The sequence below is a fragment of the Variovorax sp. LjRoot130 genome (genome assembly GCF_964253755.1).
In the GTDB taxonomy this organism is placed as follows: domain Bacteria; phylum Pseudomonadota; class Gammaproteobacteria; order Burkholderiales; family Burkholderiaceae_C; genus Variovorax.
Genome location: NZ_CAXURM020000001.1, coordinates 1,804,872 through 1,823,391 on the forward strand (window position 1 = coordinate 1,804,872; position 18,520 = coordinate 1,823,391).

The following is an 18,520-nucleotide window of genomic DNA, read 5'->3' on the forward strand; positions in this document are numbered from 1 at the left end:
CGCGCTCAGGGCGCGGCGACCGGCGAGAGGCGCACTGCCGTGCCTTCGCGCAGCGAGCCGACGCTGCCCGCCACCACCACCGCGCCATCCTCGACGCCGCGCACCGCGACCAGCGTCTGGCCGTCGACCTGGCCGCGCTGGCCGGTCTGGACCGCGCGGTGGGCGATGCGTCCTTCGATCACCATCTGCACGTAAGGCGCCGGCTTGTCGATGCGCACCGCGGACAAGGGCAGGGCGAGCGCGTCGACGCGGCCCACGTCGATGCTGCCCTGCGCGAACAGGCCCTGGCGGAAGCCGGCGCTGCGGTCCAGCCGCAGGTAGACCAGCACGCTGCGGCTGCCGGCCTGTGCGCTCGGGTTGACGCGCACCACGCTGGCGCCCACCTTGCGGTTGGTGCTCGCCGGGTCTACAGCGCTGCTGCCTTCGATCTGCAGCGTCGCGCGCTGGCCCACGCGCACCGCGACCGAGTCGGCTGCTGCGAGCGTGGCCTCGACCTCGATGCGGCTCAGGTCGACCACCTCGATCACGCGCGCATCGACAGCGACGCGCTCGCCCGGCTGCGCCAGCCGCTGTGCGACCTGACCGGTGAGCGGGCTCTTGAGCACGGTGTCGGCGAGCGACTTGTGCGCCATCTCCACCGCGGCGAGCGCGGCGCGGTGGGTCGAGAGCGCGGCGTTGAGATTCGACTGCGAGGTGTCGAGCGCGGTGCGGGAGATGAAGCCCTGGTCGACCAGCGCCTTGTTGTTGTCGTAAGTGCGTTGCGCCACCTCGGCCTGCGCGCGGGCCGAGTCCGCCTGCTCCTGAGCCTGGCGCACGCGCGACTGGTACTCGACCGGGTCGATGCGCGCGACCACCTGGCCGGCCGTGACCGCATCGCCCTCGCGCAGCGTGAGGCCGATCAGCTCGCCGGCCACGCGGGCCTTGACCAGCGCCGAATCGACCGCCTTGAGCGTGCCCGAGACCGCCAGCGTCTGCGCGAGTTCGCGCCGCGTGGCGCGCACCACGTCGGACGGCGAGAGCTGCACCACAGTTTCGGCCGGCTTCGCGGCGGCGGCGACCGCGGCTTGCTGCGCGCGGCGCGCCTCGATGGCGCGCAGCACGCCGCCGGCCAGCAGCGCGACGACCACTGCCGCGACCGCCCATTTGATGACGAGCGACCGCTTCATACGCCCGCCTTCGGCGGCATGCTGAGCCCGTGGAGCACGGTCTCGGCCTGGGTCGCAAGGTACTTCTCGGGATCGAGATCCGAATCGGCGTCGACGCAGATGACGGCCGAGTGCTTCCACAGCATCAGGAAGAGCATCGGCGCGATGATGGCGTAGATCGCGTGGCCGACGTCGACCGGCGCGAACTCCCCGCTGTCGATGCCGCGCTGCACGATGCGCCGCATCAGCGTGTGCCCGGGCCGCACCACCTCTTCGCGGTAGAACTCGGCCAGCTCCGGGAAATTGCGGCCCTCGCTCAGCATCAGCTTGGTGAGGCCCGAGGCCTTGGTCGAGCCCACGCGCTCCCACCAGATGCGCATGCAATAGCGCAGCATGTCGGAGGTGCTGCCCTCGAACTCCTCGAACTCCTTGTTCCACTCGGTGAAGCGGCCGGACAGGTTCTCGACCACCACCGCCTTGAACAGTTCTTCCTTGCTCGGAAAATAAAGGAACAGGGTGCCCTTGGACACGCCGGCGCGCGCCGCCACCTCTTCGGCACGGGTGGCCGCGAAGCCCTTGTCGACGAACAGGTCCAGTGCGGCCTCGAGCAGTTCCCCGGGACGCGCCTCCTTGCGGCGCTCGCGCTTGGCGCGCGCTGTGCTGCAGAATTTGTCGCTGAGGAAACGGGGAGCGGGCATGGATTTATTAATGACTCACGGGTTAGTAATGTAGTGAGCGTGCCTGGACCCGTCAAGCCGCGACAATGCAAGGTTCGCCAATTTCCACCCTGGAGTTTTCATGTCCACGCCATCACCGCAAACCGAGATCATCGCGCTGGGCGGCGGCTGCTTCTGGTGCACCGAGGCGGTTTTCGACCGCGTGCAGGGCGTGGTGGATGTCGAATCGGGCTACAGCAACGGCGAGACGATCAATCCGAGCTACGAACAGGTTTGTACCGGCCGCACCGGCCATGTCGAGGTGGTCCGGGTGGAATTCGATCCGCAGCAGATCACGCTGCGTGAGATCCTGGAGATCTTCTTCGTCGTGCACGATCCCACGACCCTCAACCGGCAGGGCAACGACGCGGGGACCCAGTACCGCAGCGGCATCTATTACGCCAACGACGCGCAGAAGCAGGTCGCCGAAGAGGTGATCCGCGAGATCGAGGCCAGCAAGACCTACCGCTCGCCGATCGTGACCGAGGTGAAGCCGCTGGCCAACTACTCGACCGCCGAGGCCTACCACCAGGACTACTTCCTGAACAACCCGAACCAGGGCTATTGCGCCTTCGTGGTCGGGCCCAAGGTCGAGAAGTTCCAGAAGACCTTCGCGGCGCGGCTCAAGAAGGCCTGAGCCTTTCTTCTTTCATGCGCCTCGCACGCCACCCGCTCCGAGCCCGCGCCATGCTGTGCGTGTTGGCGCTCGCCTTGTGGTTTGCGACGACGCTCGGGCTCGTGCACCGCACGATCCACAGCCCGCTTGCGGCGCATGCGCATGCGGCTGCGTCCGCCCATGCGGGAGAGGCGGACCATGGGTCCCATGGCCTGGTCGCGCTCTTCGGCGAGCACAGCGATGCCGATTGCCGGCTCTACGACCAGTTGTCCCACGGCCCGGCCGCGCTCTGCGTGCCGGCCCTCCTGCTGCCGGTCATGCTGCCGGCGACCACCTTTGCCTATCTCCAGGGCGAAGCAATCGCCCGATGGGTCGCGCTGTTCGACGCGCGCGGCCCGCCTTCCGCTCGCTGAATCCGCCTTGCCGACCGACAGCTGCACCCGCCTTTTCGCGGGCTGCGGCCGGTCTTTCATCGATTCAACGAGTGTTCCAACATGTCATCCCATTTCCGGCGCAACGCCATCGGCGTTGCCGTTCTTTCCCTTTTGTCCTGCGCTGCCTGGGCGCAAGCCGACGCGAGCGCGCCCGCGCCTTCGCTGCCTGAGGTCACCGTCACCGGCAACCCGTTGGGCGCCACCGACCTGATCGCACCGACCACCACCCTCTCCGGCGACAGGCTGCTCTTGCGTTCCCAATCCACGCTCGGCGAGACCCTCAACGGCCTGCCGGGCGTCAGCAGCAGCTACTTCGGGCCCAACGCGAGCCGGCCTTCGATCCGCGGCCAGGACGGGGACCGCATCCGCATCCTGCAGAACGGCGGCGCGGCACCGGACGCCTCCTCGCTGAGCTACGACCACGCGGTGCCGGTCGATGCCCTCGTCACCGAACGCATCGAGGTGCTGCGCGGGCCCTCGGCGCTGCAGTACGGCGGCAGCGCGGTCGGCGGCGTGGTCAACGTGATCGACAACCGCATTCCGAGCGAGCCGATCGACGGTTTCGGCGGCCGCGCCGACCTCGGCTACGCGACCGGCAACCGCGAGAAGAGCGGCGGCGTGGTGCTGGAGGGCGGCAACAACCGCTATGCGCTGCACGTGGATGCCTTCAACCGCGACGCGGACGATACCTCGGTGCCAATCGAACTCGGCTGCGAGAACCCGCGCCGGCCCGGCCTGGCGCGCAAGATCTGCAACTCGGCCAACCAGGCGCACGGCGGCGCGATCGGCGGCAGCCTGTTCTTCGACCAGGGCTGGATCGGCGCTTCGGCCAGCACCTACCGCAGCGACTACGGCACGGTGGCGGAGGACGACGTCACCATCAAGATGAAATCCGACCGCTATGCGCTCGAAGGCGAATGGCGGCCGGGCGGCTTCTTCACCAGCATCCACGGCAAGCTGAGCCGCACCGACTATCGCCACACCGAGTTCGAGGGCTCGGAGACCGGCACGGTGTTTGCCAACAAGAGCAACGATCTGCGCATTGAGGCGCGCCATCAGAAGATCGGCGGCGTGGAGGGCTTGATCGGCTTCACCAACGAAAGCAACGACTTCTCGGCCGTCGGCGACGAGGCCTTCGCGCCGCACAGCCGCACGCGCTCGCGCGCCTTGTTCCTGCACGAAGAGCTCGGTACGTCGTGGGGCCGCCTGAGCTTCGGCGCGCGCACCGAGCAGGTGAAGGTGCGTTCCTTCGGCTATCCGGAAGATCCGTCGGTCACGCGCTTCGCCGTCGGCGAGCGCAGCTTCAATCCGCACAGCGCGGCCTTCGGTGCGCTGGTCAACCTGGCGCCCCAATGGCAGCTGACCTCGAACCTCGCCTACACCGAGCGCGCGCCCAAGGACTACGAACTCTTCGCCAACGGCCCGCACGTCGCGACCGCGGCCTGGGAGGTCGGCGATCCGAACCTGCAGAAGGAAAAGTCGGTCGGCTTCGACCTCGGCGCCCAATGGAAGTCCGGCGCCAACAGCGCGCGCGTGAATGCCTACGTCACGCGCTTCCGCAACTACATCGGGCTCGCGGCCTCGGGCAATGTGCGCGGCGAGGACGGCGAGATCAACCCGGGCCCGGTGGAAACCGACGAAGGCCTGCTGTTCCCCGACGTGGTGGACGAGTTCGTCTATCGCGGCGTGCGCGCCCGCTTCACCGGCATCGAGGCCAACGGCAACCTGCGGCTCCTGGGCACCGACGGCTTCTCGCGCGCGGCCGACGGCTCCACGCTGGACCTCGAATGGCGTGCCGACCTGGTGCGCGCGAAGAACACCGATACCGGCGAGCCGCTGCCGCGCATCTCGCCGGCGCGCGTGGGTACCACGCTGGCCTACGGCAACGGGCCATGGACGGCGCGCCTGGGCTTCGACCACTACGCTGCCCAGCGAAGGGTGCCGAGCATCGGCGCCCGCGAGACCGATGCCTTCACGCTGTGGAATGCGGCGCTCACCTACCGCATGAAGGTGCAGCGCGCCAACCTCACCTGGTATGCGCGCATCGACAACCTGACGAACAAGCTGGCCTACAGCGCGACCTCGATCCTGACCACGACCGCCTTCCCGGATGCGCCCTTGCCGGGGCGGACCTTGAAGGTGGGCCTGCGCGCGACGTTCTAGCGCCCCTGTATGCTCGCCGCCGATGAATTCATCGGTCCTCGCGTCGCTGCTGCCCGTCGTCCTGCTCATCGCTGCGGGCTTCGTGGCAGGGCGGCGGGGCTGGGTCGGCGGCGGCGCGGTGCGGGACCTGTCGAACCTGATCTTCCTGCTGCTCGTGCCGGCGCTCCTGTTCCGTGCCATGAGCACGGTGCACCTGGAGCAGCTGAGCCTCAAGCCTGTCGCGGCCTACTTTCTCGCGGCCGGCCTGATCTTCGCGGCCACCTTGCTGTGGCGCGGCTTCAACCGCACGGCGGCCGTGCTCGCGCTTGCCAACACCTTCAGCAACACCGTGATGATCGGCATCGCGCTGATCGGCCTGGCCTACGGCCCCGAGGGCATGGTTGTGCTGCTGACGCTGATCTCGCTGCATTCGCTGGTGCTGCTGACCAGCGCGACGCTGGTGCTCGAACTTGCGGTGGCCCACGAGAACGCCAGTCTGAGCGGCACGCCGCGCCAGCCGATCCTGCACACACTGGGCCGCGCGTTCTACAACGCGATCGTCCATCCGGTGCCGCTGCCGATCATCGCGGGCCTGCTGTTCGCGCAGACCGGTTGGGTGATGCCCGAAGTGATCGACAAGCCGATCGCGCTGCTCGGTCAGGCCTTCGGACCGATCGCGCTGGTCATGGTCGGCATCACGCTCGCGTTCACGCCCATCGGCACCCACTGGCGCGGCGCGCTGGTGCAGGCGCTGGTCAAGAACGTGGCGCACCCGCTGCTGGTGGCGGGGCTCGGCTGGCTGCTGGGCCTGCGCGGGCTGCCGCTGCAGGTGATGGTGGTGGCCGCGGCGCTGCCGATCGGCGCCAACGTGTTTCTGTTTTCGCAGCGCTACAAGACGGCCGAAGATCTCGTGACCGCCAGCATGGCAGTGTCGACCGCGCTGGCGCTCGTCACGCTTTCGATCGTGATGCAGTTGGCTGGCAGGCTCTGAGCGAGGATCGGCTCAGGGCGCCAGCCGCTCGCGCACCCACGCGCCGTCCTCGCGCCGGTAGCGCAGCCGATCGTGCAGCCGGCTCTTGCGGCCTTGCCAGAACTCCCAGCGGTCGGGCACCAGGCGGTAGCCGCCCCAGTGCGGCGGCCGTGGCGGCGAGAGCAGGTGCCGGGCGGCCTCGATGGCGGCGTTCTTCACCAGCACCTCGCGGCCGCTGATCACCTCGCTCTGCGGGCTGGCCCAGGCGCCGATGCGCGAGTCGAGCGGGCGGCTCGCGAAGTAGGCATCGCTCTCTGCCGCATCGACCTTCTCGACCCGGCCCTCGATGCGCACCACGCGCTCGAGCTCGACCCAGTGGAACTGCAGCGCGGCCCAGGGATTGCTGGCGAGCTCCTGGCCCTTGCGGCTCTTGTAGTTGGTGTACCAGACGATGCCGCGCGCGTCGTAGCCCTTGATCAGCACGATGCGCGTCGATGGCCGCAGGTCGCCGCCGACGGTGGCTAGCGTCATCGCGTTGGGCTCGGGCAGCTGCGCATCGATCGCCTCGGCGAGCCAGCGCTCGAACTGGAGCAGGGGATCCTGCGCACTGCGGGCTTCGTCGAGTTCGGCGCGCTCGTAGCTCTTGCGCAGCGCGGCCAGCGCTTCTTTGGGGGAATTCATGGCCGCATTGTTGCGCATGCGAAGAGGGGATACTGGGCGCATGAATCCTCGACCGCCCACCGTCATCGTGCTCGCCTCGGGCCGCGGTGAGCGCTTTCGCGCCGCCGGCGGCAACGGCGCCAAGCTTGAGGCGCCGCTCGCGGGCAAGACGGTGCTCGAGCACACGCTCGCCGCCGTGCACGCCAGCGGCCTGCCATGGCATCTGGAGGACGCGGGCCATCCCGGCATGGGCGACTCGATCGCGGCTGCGGTGCGGGCTACGGCCGATGCCGCGGGCTGGCTGATCCTGCCTGGCGACCTGCCGCTGGTGCAGCCTTCAACCCTGCAGGCGGTGGCGCGGGCGCTGGCCGGCGCCGTGCAGGCGGCTCAGCCGCGGCATCGCGGCGAGCGCGGCCATCCGGTCGGCTTTGCCGCGGTCTGCGGGCCGCAGCTCGCTGCGCTGTCAGGCAATCTGGGCGCGGCGCCGGTGCTGCGCGCGCTGCGGGAGGCCCATGCGGTGGCGGAGATCGAAGTGGACGACATCGGCATCCTGACCGACATCGACACGCCCGCCGAACTCGCGCGCGCCGAGGCGCTGCTGGCGGCGCGGCTCAGCGCCTCGTGATCAGCGCGCAGGCGATGCGCGGGCCGGAGTTGCCGGCCGGCTGCGAGGTGAAGTCGTCGCGATCGCGGTGAACGATCAGCGCCCGGCCGACCACGTTGTTCGCCGCGCCGTCGGTGAGCGAGATGGAATGCAGGTCGACACTGAAGCGCGCCACGCCGCTCGCATCGGCCACCAGACTCGGCAGCTCGCCCGCATGGCTGCCGGGCGCGCCGAACTTGCCGTGCGTGCCGCCGGCCGGATTGAAGTGGCCGCCCGAGGCATTGCCGTTGTCGCCGCAGTCGCCCTTCTCGTGGATGTGGAAGCCATGTTCCGTGCCCGGCACGAAGCCGCGCACTTCGCCGGCCACGCGCACGCCATGGTCGAGCGCCGTGAAGCTCACGTTGCCCGTGGTCGGATTCGGCGTGATCGCCGCGGTCGGCGCCAGCGCGGCGCTGGCGCTCGCCTTGGACCCCATCATGGTGCCGCAGCCGGCAAGCAGGCTGGCCGCAACGACGGCAAGGGCGGGGACGATCAGACGAGAGGACATGGCTACTCCTTGGATGAAGAACGGGAAGAAGAATCGAGAGAAGAGGCCGCAGGGTATACCGGAGCGGGCGCTTCGCCGCAATCGGCTTGCGCCGACAGCTTGGCCTCGGCCAACCTGATCAGGCGCGCCAGCGCTGCATCGTGGATCGCATGGCGCTGCAGTTCGAGCAGGGTCTGATGCGCATAGTCGAGCGAACTGCCATAGCGGCCGACCGCGCTGGCGAAGATGTGGCGGTAGCGCTCGTCGTCCAGGTTGCCGGTGAAGTTGGGACTGCGCCGCGACAAGGTGAAGGCCAGGGCGCGCACCGATCCGTGCGGGGTCTCGCAATCGAGCCATCGGGGGTCGTAGACGCCGGTCGGCATCTCGCGCAGCCAGAGCCGGCCCAGGGTTTCGAGCCCGTCGGCCGCGGCCACGCGGAACACCATGCCGCGGCAGCTGCCGCCCGAGAGCAGGCCGAACACCAGGCCCGGATTCTCGACCGTGCCGCGATTGATGCGGCTCCACATCTTCAGCGCCCGATGCCAGCCGTGCACCCGCGCGGGGTGCCGCTCGATGAAGCCGAACTCGGGGCGCCAGATCAGCGAGCCGTAGCCGAACACCCAGAGATCCTGGTGGCCGCCCCATTCGGCGATCACGCGGTCGAGCATGGGCTTCGGGTCGCGCAGCGGTTTGAGCATGGGGTCCAAACCGGGCGGGCCGGGGTCGCCACCTACAATTTCACGGTCATGGTTCACCGCACCATTATTTACCGACCGCTTTCCTACGGAGATCGACCCATGGCAGGCATAGCCGACGACGACAGCCAACAGAACTTCATTCTGGCCTTTCTGCTCGGGCTGATCGCACTGGTGATCTTCTTCGTGATCGGGATCGTGCTCTACACGCAGAGCCACAAGGCGGGCGCGAAGCCCGCGGCGTCCATGGTGGAGATCCTGACCGAAACCGTGGCAGTCGTGATCCCCGACGGCGCGAGCATCCGAGTGCAGGGCGGGGTCGTGAACTTCTATTTCGCCACCGGCAGCGCCGATCTGGCTCCCGGCGCGGCAGGGGCCCTGGCCACGGTGATCAAAGGCGTGGAAGGTGGGCGCAAGGCAGTGGTCTCGGGCTTCCATGACACCACCGGCGATGGGGGCCTCAACGAACAGCTCGCGCAGAGGCGTGCCGAGATGGTGCGCAACGTGCTGACCGGGCTGGGCGTGCCGGCCGACAAGATCGAACTGAAGAAGCCCGCCGTGACCACCGGTTCGGGGAACGACGCCGAGGCGCGCCGCGTCGAGGTCCGGCTGGTCGACTAGCGCGCTGCGCTCACCACGGCAGCTGCATCGGCTTCGCTTCGAGGTCGAACACCCCGACCGGGGCAGCCGGAAACACGCCGGTGATCTCCATCGGCTCGTCGCCCACATTGAAGATCTGATGCGGCACGTCGCGCGGCAGCAGCACGCTGCTCGCGGGGCCGAAGCGGTGCACCTGTCCGTCGAGGTGGACCTCGCCGCGGCCCGCGTGGCACAACACGACTTCCTCGGTGTCATGGCTGTGCGGCGGCGTGGAAGCGCCGGGTGCCAGCGTCTGCTTCCAGATCGACAACTGGGTCAATCCATGCTCGTGGCCCGCCAGGGTGCGGTGGGTGATTCCGGGCAGCTCTGCCAGGGGCAGCGTGGCGTGGGAGATAACGTTGCGGGCAATGGCGGTCATGAGGCGGCTCCGTGCAATCGAGTGAAGGTGAAGGCAGTGTCCTGGACCCAGAAGCGCGAGTGAAGACAGCGCAATGACCTAACATTGAGGACATTCGTTCCTCAATCGGGGGCGCCATGCAAGGCCTGCAGCAGTTCCTCGCCTTCACCGAGACCGTCAAGCACGGCAGCTTCGCCGCCGCCGCGCGCGAAGCGGGCACCGCGCCTTCCACGCTGGCCAAGGCGGTGCTGAGGCTGGAGGATTCGCTTGGCGTCAAGCTGTTCCATCGGACCACGCGGCAGGTCACCCTGACGCCGGACGGCGAGCGCCTGTACCACCGCTGCCAGCGCGTCCTCGCCGAGATCGAGGACCTGCATGCCGACGCTGCCGGCACGCGGGCCACGGCCACGGGCCTGCTGCGCATCGACATGCCGATCGTCTTCGGCCGGCGCGTGATCCTGCCGCTGCTCGCGCGGCTCCAGCAACAGCACCCGCGACTTGAAATGGACGTGCGCTTGCAGGACGGCTACGTCGATCTGGTCAAGGACGGCATCGACCTCGCCATCCGGGTCGGCGCACTGCAGGAATCGTCGCTGGTGGCACGCCGCTTTGCGAGCCAGACCTTGCTGCTGGTGGCCAGCCCTGCCTACCTGGCGCAGCATGGCCATCCGGCCTCGCTGCGGGCGCTGGCACAGCATCGCGCGATCGTCTTCCGCATGCCGACGAGCGGTCGCGACCGCCCCTGGCAGTTCCTCCAGCGCGGCCACGCCGTCACCCTGCATCCGCAGAGCCAGCTGCGCCTGAATGACGGCGAAGCCATGGTGCAGGCCGCGATGCTCGGCCAGGGCCTGGCGCAACTGCCCGACTACATGGTCGAAGACGAGCTCGGCGATGGGCGCCTGGTCGAGATCCTGCCTTCGCTGCGGCCGCCGGCCATGCCGATCAGCGCCGTGTACCCTTCCCAGCGCCTGTTGCCGCCGCGGGTGCGGGTCGTGCTCGATGCCTTGACGGCACCCTAGGGTCTTGCGGGCTTGGTAGGATGCAGGGCCACGCAACCTGCGCGTGGCAGGGGCCGCGCGCAGCCCCACTGCACAGTGAAGCACTCATGACTACACATCCCACCGTACGCGATGTCACCGAGCGCATTCGTGCGCGCAGCCGGGACCTTCGAAGCGCCTATCTCCAGCGGCTGACCGAGACCCGCAACCGCGACCGCGGCTCCGACCGCATGGGTTGCGCCAACGTGGCGCACGCCGTGGCCGGCATTCCGGCCAGCGACAAGTTCAAGGTGGTGACCGAGCGCGCACCCAACATCGGCGTCGTCAGCGCCTACAACGACATGCTCTCGGCCCACGCGCCGTACCAGGGCTATCCCGACATCGTCAAGCACGAGGCGCGCCGCCTCGGCGCCACCGCGCAGGTGGCAGGCGGCGTGCCGGCGATGTGCGACGGCGTCACGCAGGGCACGCCCGGCATGGAGCTGAGCCTGTTCAGTCGCGACGTGATCGCGATGGGTACCGCCGTGGCGCTCACGCACGACATGTTCGACGCCGCGCTGCTCCTGGGCGTGTGCGACAAGATCGTGCCGGGCCTCCTGATCGGCGCGCTGCACTTCGGCCACCTGCCCACCGTCTTCGTGCCCGCCGGGCCGATGCCCTCGGGCCTGTCGAACAGCGCCAAGTCCAAGGTGCGCGAGCAGGCGGCCCAGGGGCTGGTCGGCCGCCAGGGCCTGCTCGATGCCGAGATGGCCGCCTATCACGCGCCGGGCACCTGCACCTTCTACGGCACCGCCAACAGCAACCAGATGCTGCTGGAGGCGATGGGCCTGCACGTGCCGGGCACCGCTTTCATCCAGCCCGGCGATGCGATGCGCGAGGCGCTCACGCGCGAGGCGGTGCGCACGGTGCTGGGGGTGGCCGCCAAAAAGCCTTATGCCACGCCGCCGATCGGCGAGATGGTCGACGAGCGAAGCATCGTCAACGCCATGGCAGCGCTGCTCGCCACCGGCGGCTCGACCAACCACCTGATCCACTGGGTCGCGGTGGCGCGCGCTGCCGGCATCCTGATCGACTGGAACGATTTCTCCGAGCTCTCGGAGGTGGTGCCGCTGCTCACGCGGGTCTATCCCAACGGCAGCGCCGACGTCAACGAATTCCAGGCCGCGGGCGGCCCGGGCTTCGTGATCGGTGAACTGCTCGACGCCGGCCTGATGCATGCCGACGTGCTGACCGTGCGCGCCGGCGGCCTGCGCGAATACGCCGGCATCCCGACGCTGGCCGGCGCGCCGTCGGACGAGCACGTGCTGAAGTGGCGCGCCGCCGCACCCTCGAAGAATGAAGCCGTCGCGCGCCCGGTCTCGGCGCCGTTCAGCGCCACCGGCGGCCTGAAACTCTTGAGCGGCAACCTCGGACGCAGTGTGATCAAGGTGTCCTCGGTGCCGGACGACCGGCACGTGATCGAGGCGCCGGCCCGTGTCTTCGATTCGCAGGCCGAGCTGCAGCACGCCTTCACCGCCGGCGAACTCGAACGCGATGTGGTCTGCGTGGTGCGCTGGCAGGGTCCACAGGCCAACGGCATGCCCGAGCTACACAAGCTCACGCCGCCGCTGTCGGTGCTGCAGGGCAAGGGCTTCCGTGTGGCACTGGTGACCGACGGCCGCATGAGCGGCGCCTCGGGCAAGGTGCCGGCCGCGATCCACGTCTCGCCCGAAGCCGCCGCCGGCGGCCCGCTGGCCAAGGTGCGCGATGGCGACCTGATCCGGCTCGATGCGGTGGCCGGCACGCTGGCCGTGCTGCTGCCGGCCGACGAATGGGCCGAGAGAGAAAGCGCGACCCTGCCCGACGAACTGCGCATCGCCAACGGTCACGGCCTGGGCCGCGACCTGTTCGCCGGCATGCGCCGCAATGCATTGACTGCCGAAGAAGGAGCCTGCACATGGCTGTGAACCCCACGCTGTCCGCCATCGACGTGATGCGCGACGCCCCCGTGATCCCGGTGATCGTGCTGCACGACGTCAAGGACGCGGTACCGCTCGCGCGCGCGCTGGTCGCCGGCGGCATCCGCATGCTCGAAGTGACGCTGCGCACGCGCGAGGCGCTCGAATGCATCGAGATCATCGCCAAGGAGGTGCCCGAGGCCGTGCCCGGCGCCGGCACCATCCGCAGCGCGGCCGATGCCCAGGCCTCGGCGCTGGCCGGCGCGAAGTTCGGCGTCAGCCCGGGCTACACGCGCGCCGTGGGCAAGGCCTGCCACGACCTCGGCCTGCCGCTCCTGCCCGGCGTGGCGACCGGCAGCGAAATCATGCTGGCGCAGGAGGACGGCTTTACCGAACTCAAGTTCTTCCCGGCCGTGCAGGCCGGCGGCGTCGCCATGCTCAAGGCCTGGCAGGGACCTTTCGGCGAAGTGAAGTTCTGTCCCACGGGCGGCGTCACGGCGGCCAATGCGCACGAGTTCCTCTCGCTCGCCAACGTGGCCTGTGTGGGCGGTTCGTGGATCGTGCCGACCGAGGCGATCGCGGCCGGCGACTGGGCGCGCATCGAAGCGCTGGCGCGCGAAGCCAGCCAGCTGGTGCGATGAGCGAAGACTTCGATGCCGGCGATCTGAAGGTCATCGCCTTCGACGTCTTCGGCACGGTCGTCGACTGGTACAGCGGCATCGCCGCCGAGGCCGAGCGCATCGTGCCGGGCGTCGACGGCGGCGCCTTCGCGCTGGCCTGGCGCGCGGGCTACCAGCCCGCGATGAAGAGCGTGATGGAACGCCTCGCGGCCGGCGAGGGCGGCTTCACGCTGCTCGACGAACTGCACATGGGCATTCTCGAAGGCGTGCTGCGCGACTTCGGCCTGGGCGATCTGGATTCGGCGCGCAAGCGCGAACTCAACAAGGCCTGGCACCGGCTGCCGGCCTGGCCCGATGCGCTCGAGGGTCTGGCGCGGCTCAAGCGCAAGTACATCATCTGCACGCTGTCCAACGGCAATATCGGCCTCTTGACCGAGATGGCCAAGAATGCCGGGCTGCCCTGGGACTGCGTACTGTCGGCCGAGGTCTTCAAGGCCTACAAGCCCGATCCGCGCACCTACCTCGGCGTGGCCGCGGTGTTCGACGTCACGCCCAGCCAGGTGATGCTCGCGGCCGCGCACCACGACGACCTGGCCGCCGCGCGCACCTGCGGCCTGCGCACCGGCTACATCGAGCGGCCGAAGGAGTTCGGACCCGACCGCCCGAAGGATGTTTCGCCGCGCGCGGACAACACGCTGCATGCGCGCGACATCGGCGCGCTGGCGGATCTGCTCGGTTGCTAGCGAAGCCCGCCGCCGGCGGCGCCTTCCGGGCGCTGGATCAGCTCGATCTTGTAGCCGTCCGGATCCGTCACGAAGGCGATCACCGTGGTGCCGCCCTTGACGGGGCCGGCCTCGCGCGTGACGTTGCCGCCCACGGCCTTGATCTTCTCGCAGGCCGCATAGGCATCGGGCACGCCGAGTGCGATGTGGCCGTAGGCCGTGCCGAGTTCGTAGCTTTCGGTGCCCCAGTTGTAGGTCAGCTCGATCTCGGCCTGGGCCGGGTTGCCCTCGTAGCCGACGAAGGCCAGGCTGTACTTGTACTCGGGGTTCTCCGAGGTGCGCAGCAGTTGCATGCCGAGCACTTGCGTATAGAAGTCGATCGAGCGCTGGAGATTGCCAACGCGCAGCATGGTGTGGAGAAGTCGCATCTCGTGGGGTGGTGCAGAGTGGTTGTCGCCGGGGATTGTCGGTTCAGACGCGGCCGGCGAGTGTCAGCAAATGCGCTTCGTGCTTCTGCAGGAAGGCGCGCAGGTGCTGCGGATACTCGGGCACCACGGCATGGCGCACGCTGGGGCGTTCCGCGAGCGCCTTACGCCAGGCGCGCACTTTCGGCGTCGCGTCGAAGATGTGCGAATCGCTGATCTGGTCGAAGACATCGAAGTAGCGAAAGATCGGCGCGAAGACCGCATCGACCAGGCTGAAGCGCGTGCCGGCGAAGTAGGGCCCATCGCCCAGCGCGGCCTCGACGCGTGCGAACTTGGCAACGAGCGCCTGCCGCTTCTGCTCGAACACTTCGGCATCGCGCGTGGTCTCGTAGCCCCACAGGTCCGCGAGGATCGCGGAGCCGAATTCCATCCATGCCCGGTGCTCGGCGCGCGCGAGCGGGTCTTCAGGATGCAGGCGCGGGCCGGGCTGGGTTTCTTCGAGGTATTCGCAGATCACGTTGCTTTCGAACAGAACGGCTTCCTTGCCGTCGGCCTGCGGCACCCGCAGCAGCGGCACCTTGCCGAGCGGCGAGATTTTGACGAACCAGTCCGGCTTCTGCGCGAGGTCGATCACGACGCGTTCGAAGGCTACGTCCTTTTCGAGCAGCGCGATCGCGGCGCGCTGGACGTAGGGGCACAGCAGGTGGCTGACGAGAGTGAGTTGGGCGGTCATGCGTGCTTTCGTGTTGTTCAAGTGAATCGAAAGCGCGATTCTTGCGAGGCTCAAAGACCTTTTCTGAAAAAGCCCATGTGCGTCATTCCGCAGTTCCGCCGGTCCAGCGCGTCAGCCGGCCGTTGTGCATGACGCCGACATGGTCGGCCATGGCCTGCGCCTCGGCCTCGTTGTGCGTGACCAGCATCGCGGTCTGGCCGGCGGTTTTGAGGATCTCGCGCACCTCGGCCGTCAGGCGCTCGCGCGTGCCGGCATCGAGGTTGGAGAAAGGCTCGTCGAGCAGCAGCAGCGCGGGTGCCGGTGCGAGCGCGCGGGCCAATGCGATGCGCTGCTGCTGTCCGCCCGAGAGTTCGTGCGGATAGCGTTCGCCGGCCTCTGCCAGGCCCACCAGCGAGAGCATCGCCGCCACGCGTGCATCGCGCTCCGCACGCGCCAGCCGCCGCAGGCCGAAGCCCACGTTCTGCGCCGCCGTGAGATGCGGGAACAGCGCGTACTCCTGGAACATCATGCCGACGCGGCGCTGTTCGGGCGGGAGGTGGGTGGTGGGCGAGGACAGCAGCTTGTCGCCGAGCAGGATCTGCCCGGCGCGCACCGGTTCGAAGCCCGCGATCGCGCGCAGCACCGTGGTCTTGCCGCAGCCGGACGGGCCGAGCAGGCAGCCGATGCGGCCGGCGTCGAGCGCGAGCGAGAAGCCGTCGACCACGGTGTGCCGCCCGCGTGCGCCGTCATAGGCGAGGCGCACGCCGTCGAGTTGGAGGGTTGCGCTCATGCTCGCAGGGTCTCCGGATGCGTGCCCAACTGGTTGCGCGCCAGCAGGATCACGGGCAAGAGCCCGGCGAGCACGATCGCTAGCGCGGCGATGGCGCCTTCTTCGTAGGTGCCGCGCGCGGCCTCCGCGTAGAGCCAGGTCGCCAGCGTGTCGAAGTTCGCGGGCCGCAGCAGCAGGGTGGCCGGCAGCTCCTTCATGGCATCGACGAACACCAGCAGCGCGCCCGCGGCGATGGCCGGCTGCAAAAGCGGCAGATGCACGCGTCGCAGCGTGCCGCCGGCCGTTTCGCCGAGCAGGCGCGAGGCCTGTTCGAGCGCCGGCGGGATGCGCGCCAGCCCGGCCTCGATGCCGCCAACGGGCATGGCCAGAAAGCGGATCGCGCAGGCGATGACGAGCACGATGCCGGCGCTCATCAGCGGCAGTCCTTCGCGGCCCATGAGCGCGCCGAGCGCGGCGTCGAAAGCCAGCGCCGGCGTGAGCAGGCCGATGGCCAGCACCGTGCCCGGCACCGCGTAGCCGAGCGTGGCGACCCGCGCCTGCCAGCGCGCGCGGTTGACTGTGGAGCCCTGGCTGCGCACCGCCCAGGCCACCACCAGGCCGGCCGAGACCGCGGCCAGCGTCACGCCGGCGGCCAGCGCGAGGGTGTTGCCCAGGCTCGCGAGCAAGCCGTCGGAGATGCCGCCGCCCTGGCGCAGCCGCTTGGCCGTTTCCCAGACCAGGTAGAGCGCCGGCACGACGAAACCGATCGCGACCGGCAGCGCGGCGGCGGCGCTCGCCGCCCAGGCCGCTGCGCCGTGCAGGCGGCGCGGCTGGATCGCGCGCATGCGCTGCGCCGAGCCGAAACGCTGATGGCGCCGGCCATTGCGTTCGAGCAGCACCAGCGCCACCACCACGATGAGCATGGCGCAGGCGATCTGTGCCGCCCCGGCCAGGTCGGAGCGCGTGATCCAGGTCGTGTAGACCGCGACCGTGAGCGTCTGGATGCCGAGGAATTCCGAAGCGCCGATGTCGTTGAGCGCCTCGAGCAGCGCCAGGCTCAGGCCGACGGCCAACGCGGGCCGGGCGAGCGGCAGCGCGACGCGGAAGAAGGCGCCGCCGCGGCTTTCGCCCAGCGTGCGGGCCGCTTCCATCAGGTGGGCAGGCTGGGTCATGAACATGGCGCGCGCGGTCATGTAGACGTAGGGGTAGAGCACGAAGCCGAGCACGAAGATCGCGCCCGGCATCGAGCGCAAGTCGGGCAGGCGGAACTGGCGCGGGCTGTCGAAGCCCAGCGCCCAGCGGAGAGCCCCCTGCACCGGTCCGATCGGGTGCAGCAGGTCGAGGTAGGCGAAGGCGACGATGTAGGTCGGCATGGCCAGCGGCAGCAGCAGGGCCCAGTGCAGCACGCGTCGCCCCGGGAAGTCGCAGGCCGTGACCAGCCAGGCGCAGCCGGTGCCGATCACCAGCACCAGCACGCCCACGCCGGCCAGCAGCATCGCGGTGTTGAGCGCGGCCTGCGGCAGCACGTGCTCTGCGAGGTGTGCCCAATGCTGCAGGCCCGAACCCAGCGCGAGCCAAGCCAGGCTGAGAACCGGCGCGAGCACGCCGAGCGCGATGAGGATCGACGCGGCCCGCCAGACGGGCCCAACCGCTTTCATACCCCCACGCTCGGCACTTCGTGTCCTCGCTGCCCCCCGAGGGGGCTGACGCGCCTTGGGGCGGCCCGGCGGCGCGTCACTGATCGAAACCGACCTTGTCCACCAGTGCGCTGGCCTGCTTGCGGTACTTGGCGATCTCGGTGATGGGCAGCGGGTCGACCTTCAGTTCACCGATGCTGGAGGCGATGATCGAATCGAGCACCACGCCCTTGCGCACCGGGTATTCGTAGTTGGTCTCGGCGTAGAAGGCCTGCGCCGGCTCCGACACCAGGAACTCGAGCAGCTTGACCGCATTCGCGCGGTTCGGCGCGTTCTTCGCGACCGCGGCGCCGCTGATGTTGACGTGCGTGCCGCCGCTCTTGGCATTGGCGAAGGTCGGCCGGATCACCTTGATGGCATCGCCCCACTTGCGCGCGTCGCTGCCTTCCTTCGAGCCCTTCATCTGGCCCACGTAGTAGGAGTTGGCGAGACCGATGTCGCAGATGCCGCCCAGGATATCGCGCGCCACGTCGCGGTCGCCGCCGGTGGCCTTGCGCGCCAGATTGGCCTTGACGCCGCGCAGCCACTGTTCGGCCTTGGCCTCGCCGTCGTGCGCGATCAGCGATGCGACCAGCGCCGTGTTGTAGGGATGTTGGCCGGCGCGGATGCAGACCTTGCCCTTGTACTTGGGATTCGCGAGATCTTCATAGCGGAAGGACGTGAGCGGCAGGCTCTTGTCGGCGTACAGCACGCGCGCGCGCATCGACAGCGAGAACCATTGGCCGTCGGCGCCGCGCAGGTTGGCCGGAATGGCCGATTCCAGCGCCGCCGATTTCACCGGCTGAGTGACACCGCCGTCGACCAGGTCCATCAGGTTGCCGATGTCCACAGTCATGAGCACGTCGGCCGGCGAGCGGGCGCCTTCGGCCTTGACGCGCTCGAGCAGCCCGTCCTTCACGAACACCGTGTTGACCTTGACGCCGCTTTGCGTGCTGAAGGCGGTGATCAGGGGCTGGATGAGGCCGGGCTCGCGCGTGGTGTAGAGCGTGAGTTCCTCGGCCGCGTGGGCGGGCAAGGCGCCGGCCAGGCAGGCGGCGGCGATGCAGGTCAGCGCGCAAAGGCGTGCGGTCATGGGGCTTCTCCAGAGTCGATTTGTAAAAAGCACCGGCGTCCGTTCGTTTGCGAACGCCGATAC

At 69.1% G+C, this 18,520-nt stretch carries 21 protein-coding genes; 10 read left to right on the top strand and 11 right to left on the bottom strand.

Features of this window, described 5'->3' with window-relative positions; translation table 11 throughout:
• Positions 1 to 5: 5 nt before the first annotated feature.
• Positions 6 to 1,166, bottom strand: coding sequence for an efflux RND transporter periplasmic adaptor subunit (locus ACSQ86_RS09140; RefSeq protein ID WP_436290729.1), 1,161 nt, complete (start codon positions 1,164 to 1,166; stop codon positions 6 to 8).
• Positions 1,163 to 1,843, bottom strand: coding sequence for a TetR/AcrR family transcriptional regulator (locus ACSQ86_RS09145; RefSeq protein ID WP_436303409.1), 681 nt, complete (start codon positions 1,841 to 1,843; stop codon positions 1,163 to 1,165). Before ACSQ86_RS09145 ends, ACSQ86_RS09140 begins: the two co-directional genes overlap by 4 nt.
• Before the next feature lie 100 nt (positions 1,844 to 1,943).
• Between ACSQ86_RS09145 and msrA the strand changes: the two genes are divergently transcribed.
• The 4 genes from msrA to ACSQ86_RS09165 all read left to right on the top strand — a co-directional run bounded on the left by msrA (position 1,944) and on the right by ACSQ86_RS09165 (position 6,044).
• Positions 1,944 to 2,498: a peptide-methionine (S)-S-oxide reductase MsrA gene (gene msrA / locus ACSQ86_RS09150; protein WP_093102176.1), complete on the top strand. Its 555-nt coding sequence runs from the start codon at positions 1,944 to 1,946 to the stop codon at positions 2,496 to 2,498.
• Between the two features lie 50 nt (positions 2,499 to 2,548).
• Positions 2,549 to 2,890 (top strand): hypothetical protein, encoded by a 342-nt coding sequence (locus ACSQ86_RS09155; protein WP_436308780.1) that lies wholly within the window; start codon positions 2,549 to 2,551, stop codon positions 2,888 to 2,890.
• Between the two features lie 81 nt (positions 2,891 to 2,971).
• The gene (locus ACSQ86_RS09160) at positions 2,972 to 5,074 is read left to right on the top strand and encodes a TonB-dependent receptor (protein WP_436308781.1); all 2,103 of its coding nucleotides are present in this window, start codon (positions 2,972 to 2,974) and stop codon (positions 5,072 to 5,074) included.
• Positions 5,075 to 5,096: 22 nt separating this feature from the next.
• Entirely contained in the window at positions 5,097 to 6,044 is a 948-nt protein-coding gene (locus ACSQ86_RS09165; RefSeq protein ID WP_436308782.1) for an AEC family transporter, read from the top strand.
• A gap of 12 nt (positions 6,045 to 6,056) precedes the next feature.
• Here ACSQ86_RS09165 and pdxH read toward each other — a convergent pair whose 3' ends face one another.
• Positions 6,057 to 6,704 (bottom strand): pyridoxamine 5'-phosphate oxidase, encoded by a 648-nt coding sequence (gene pdxH, locus ACSQ86_RS09170; protein ID WP_436303413.1) that lies wholly within the window; start codon positions 6,702 to 6,704, stop codon positions 6,057 to 6,059.
• A 40-nt stretch (positions 6,705 to 6,744) separates the two neighbouring features.
• Here pdxH and ACSQ86_RS09175 point away from each other — a divergent pair, with 40 nt between their 5' ends.
• On the top strand, positions 6,745 to 7,308 hold the full coding sequence (locus tag ACSQ86_RS09175; protein ID WP_436303414.1) for a nucleotidyltransferase family protein: 564 nt from the start codon (positions 6,745 to 6,747) through the stop codon (positions 7,306 to 7,308).
• Here the strand turns inward: ACSQ86_RS09175 and ACSQ86_RS09180 are convergent.
• Both ACSQ86_RS09180 and ACSQ86_RS09185 read right to left on the bottom strand, forming a co-directional pair.
• Positions 7,295 to 7,834, bottom strand: coding sequence for a superoxide dismutase family protein (locus ACSQ86_RS09180; RefSeq protein WP_436303416.1), 540 nt, complete (start codon positions 7,832 to 7,834; stop codon positions 7,295 to 7,297). The genes ACSQ86_RS09175 and ACSQ86_RS09180 overlap by 14 nt on opposite strands.
• Positions 7,835 to 7,836: 2 nt before the next feature.
• Positions 7,837 to 8,511, bottom strand: coding sequence for a gamma-glutamylcyclotransferase (locus ACSQ86_RS09185; RefSeq protein WP_170855461.1), 675 nt, complete (start codon positions 8,509 to 8,511; stop codon positions 7,837 to 7,839).
• Between the two features lie 108 nt (positions 8,512 to 8,619).
• Here ACSQ86_RS09185 and ACSQ86_RS09190 point away from each other — a divergent pair, with 108 nt between their 5' ends.
• Positions 8,620 to 9,129, top strand: a complete 510-nt coding sequence (locus ACSQ86_RS09190) for an OmpA family protein (RefSeq protein ID WP_436290827.1) — start codon at positions 8,620 to 8,622, stop codon at positions 9,127 to 9,129.
• Between the two features lie 10 nt (positions 9,130 to 9,139).
• On the opposite strand, the gene ACSQ86_RS09195 is transcribed toward ACSQ86_RS09190, so the two are convergent.
• Positions 9,140 to 9,526, bottom strand: a complete 387-nt coding sequence (locus tag ACSQ86_RS09195) for a cupin domain-containing protein (RefSeq protein WP_093102187.1) — start codon at positions 9,524 to 9,526, stop codon at positions 9,140 to 9,142.
• A 116-nt stretch (positions 9,527 to 9,642) separates the two neighbouring features.
• Here ACSQ86_RS09195 and ACSQ86_RS09200 point away from each other — a divergent pair, with 116 nt between their 5' ends.
• The 4 genes from ACSQ86_RS09200 (at position 9,643) to ACSQ86_RS09215 (ending at position 13,803) form a co-directional block, all read left to right on the top strand.
• Positions 9,643 to 10,524 (top strand): LysR substrate-binding domain-containing protein, encoded by an 882-nt coding sequence (locus tag ACSQ86_RS09200; RefSeq protein ID WP_436290724.1) that lies wholly within the window; start codon positions 9,643 to 9,645, stop codon positions 10,522 to 10,524.
• Positions 10,525 to 10,610: 86 nt separating this feature from the next.
• Complete coding sequence (edd, locus tag ACSQ86_RS09205) at positions 10,611 to 12,449, top strand: phosphogluconate dehydratase (RefSeq protein ID WP_436303417.1); 1,839 nt, start codon at positions 10,611 to 10,613, stop codon at positions 12,447 to 12,449.
• On the top strand, positions 12,440 to 13,081 hold the full coding sequence (eda, locus tag ACSQ86_RS09210; RefSeq protein ID WP_093102191.1) for a bifunctional 4-hydroxy-2-oxoglutarate aldolase/2-dehydro-3-deoxy-phosphogluconate aldolase: 642 nt from the start codon (positions 12,440 to 12,442) through the stop codon (positions 13,079 to 13,081). Before edd ends, eda begins: the two co-directional genes overlap by 10 nt.
• Positions 13,078 to 13,803: a haloacid dehalogenase type II gene (locus ACSQ86_RS09215; protein WP_093102193.1), complete on the top strand. Its 726-nt coding sequence runs from the start codon at positions 13,078 to 13,080 to the stop codon at positions 13,801 to 13,803. Before eda ends, ACSQ86_RS09215 begins: the two co-directional genes overlap by 4 nt.
• On the opposite strand, the gene gloA is transcribed toward ACSQ86_RS09215, so the two are convergent.
• From gloA to ACSQ86_RS09240, 5 genes are all read right to left on the bottom strand, one after another.
• A complete protein-coding gene (gloA, locus tag ACSQ86_RS09220) occupies positions 13,800 to 14,210 on the bottom strand; it encodes a lactoylglutathione lyase (RefSeq protein ID WP_436303419.1) in 411 nt (136 codons plus the stop codon). The two genes, ACSQ86_RS09215 and gloA, sit on opposite strands and share 4 nt — an antisense overlap.
• Positions 14,211 to 14,253: 43 nt before the next feature.
• A complete protein-coding gene (locus tag ACSQ86_RS09225) occupies positions 14,254 to 14,940 on the bottom strand; it encodes a glutathione S-transferase family protein (protein ID WP_436303420.1) in 687 nt (228 codons plus the stop codon).
• 82 nt (positions 14,941 to 15,022) lie between these two features.
• Positions 15,023 to 15,709, bottom strand: coding sequence for an ABC transporter ATP-binding protein (locus ACSQ86_RS09230; RefSeq protein ID WP_436303421.1), 687 nt, complete (start codon positions 15,707 to 15,709; stop codon positions 15,023 to 15,025).
• On the bottom strand, positions 15,706 to 17,346 hold the full coding sequence (locus ACSQ86_RS09235) for an ABC transporter permease (protein ID WP_436308783.1): 1,641 nt from the start codon (positions 17,344 to 17,346) through the stop codon (positions 15,706 to 15,708). Before ACSQ86_RS09235 ends, ACSQ86_RS09230 begins: the two co-directional genes overlap by 4 nt.
• 76 nt (positions 17,347 to 17,422) lie before the next feature.
• Positions 17,423 to 18,457, bottom strand: a complete 1,035-nt coding sequence (locus tag ACSQ86_RS09240; RefSeq protein ID WP_436303423.1) for a Fe(3+) ABC transporter substrate-binding protein — start codon at positions 18,455 to 18,457, stop codon at positions 17,423 to 17,425.
• Between the last annotated feature and the right edge of the window lie 63 nt (positions 18,458 to 18,520).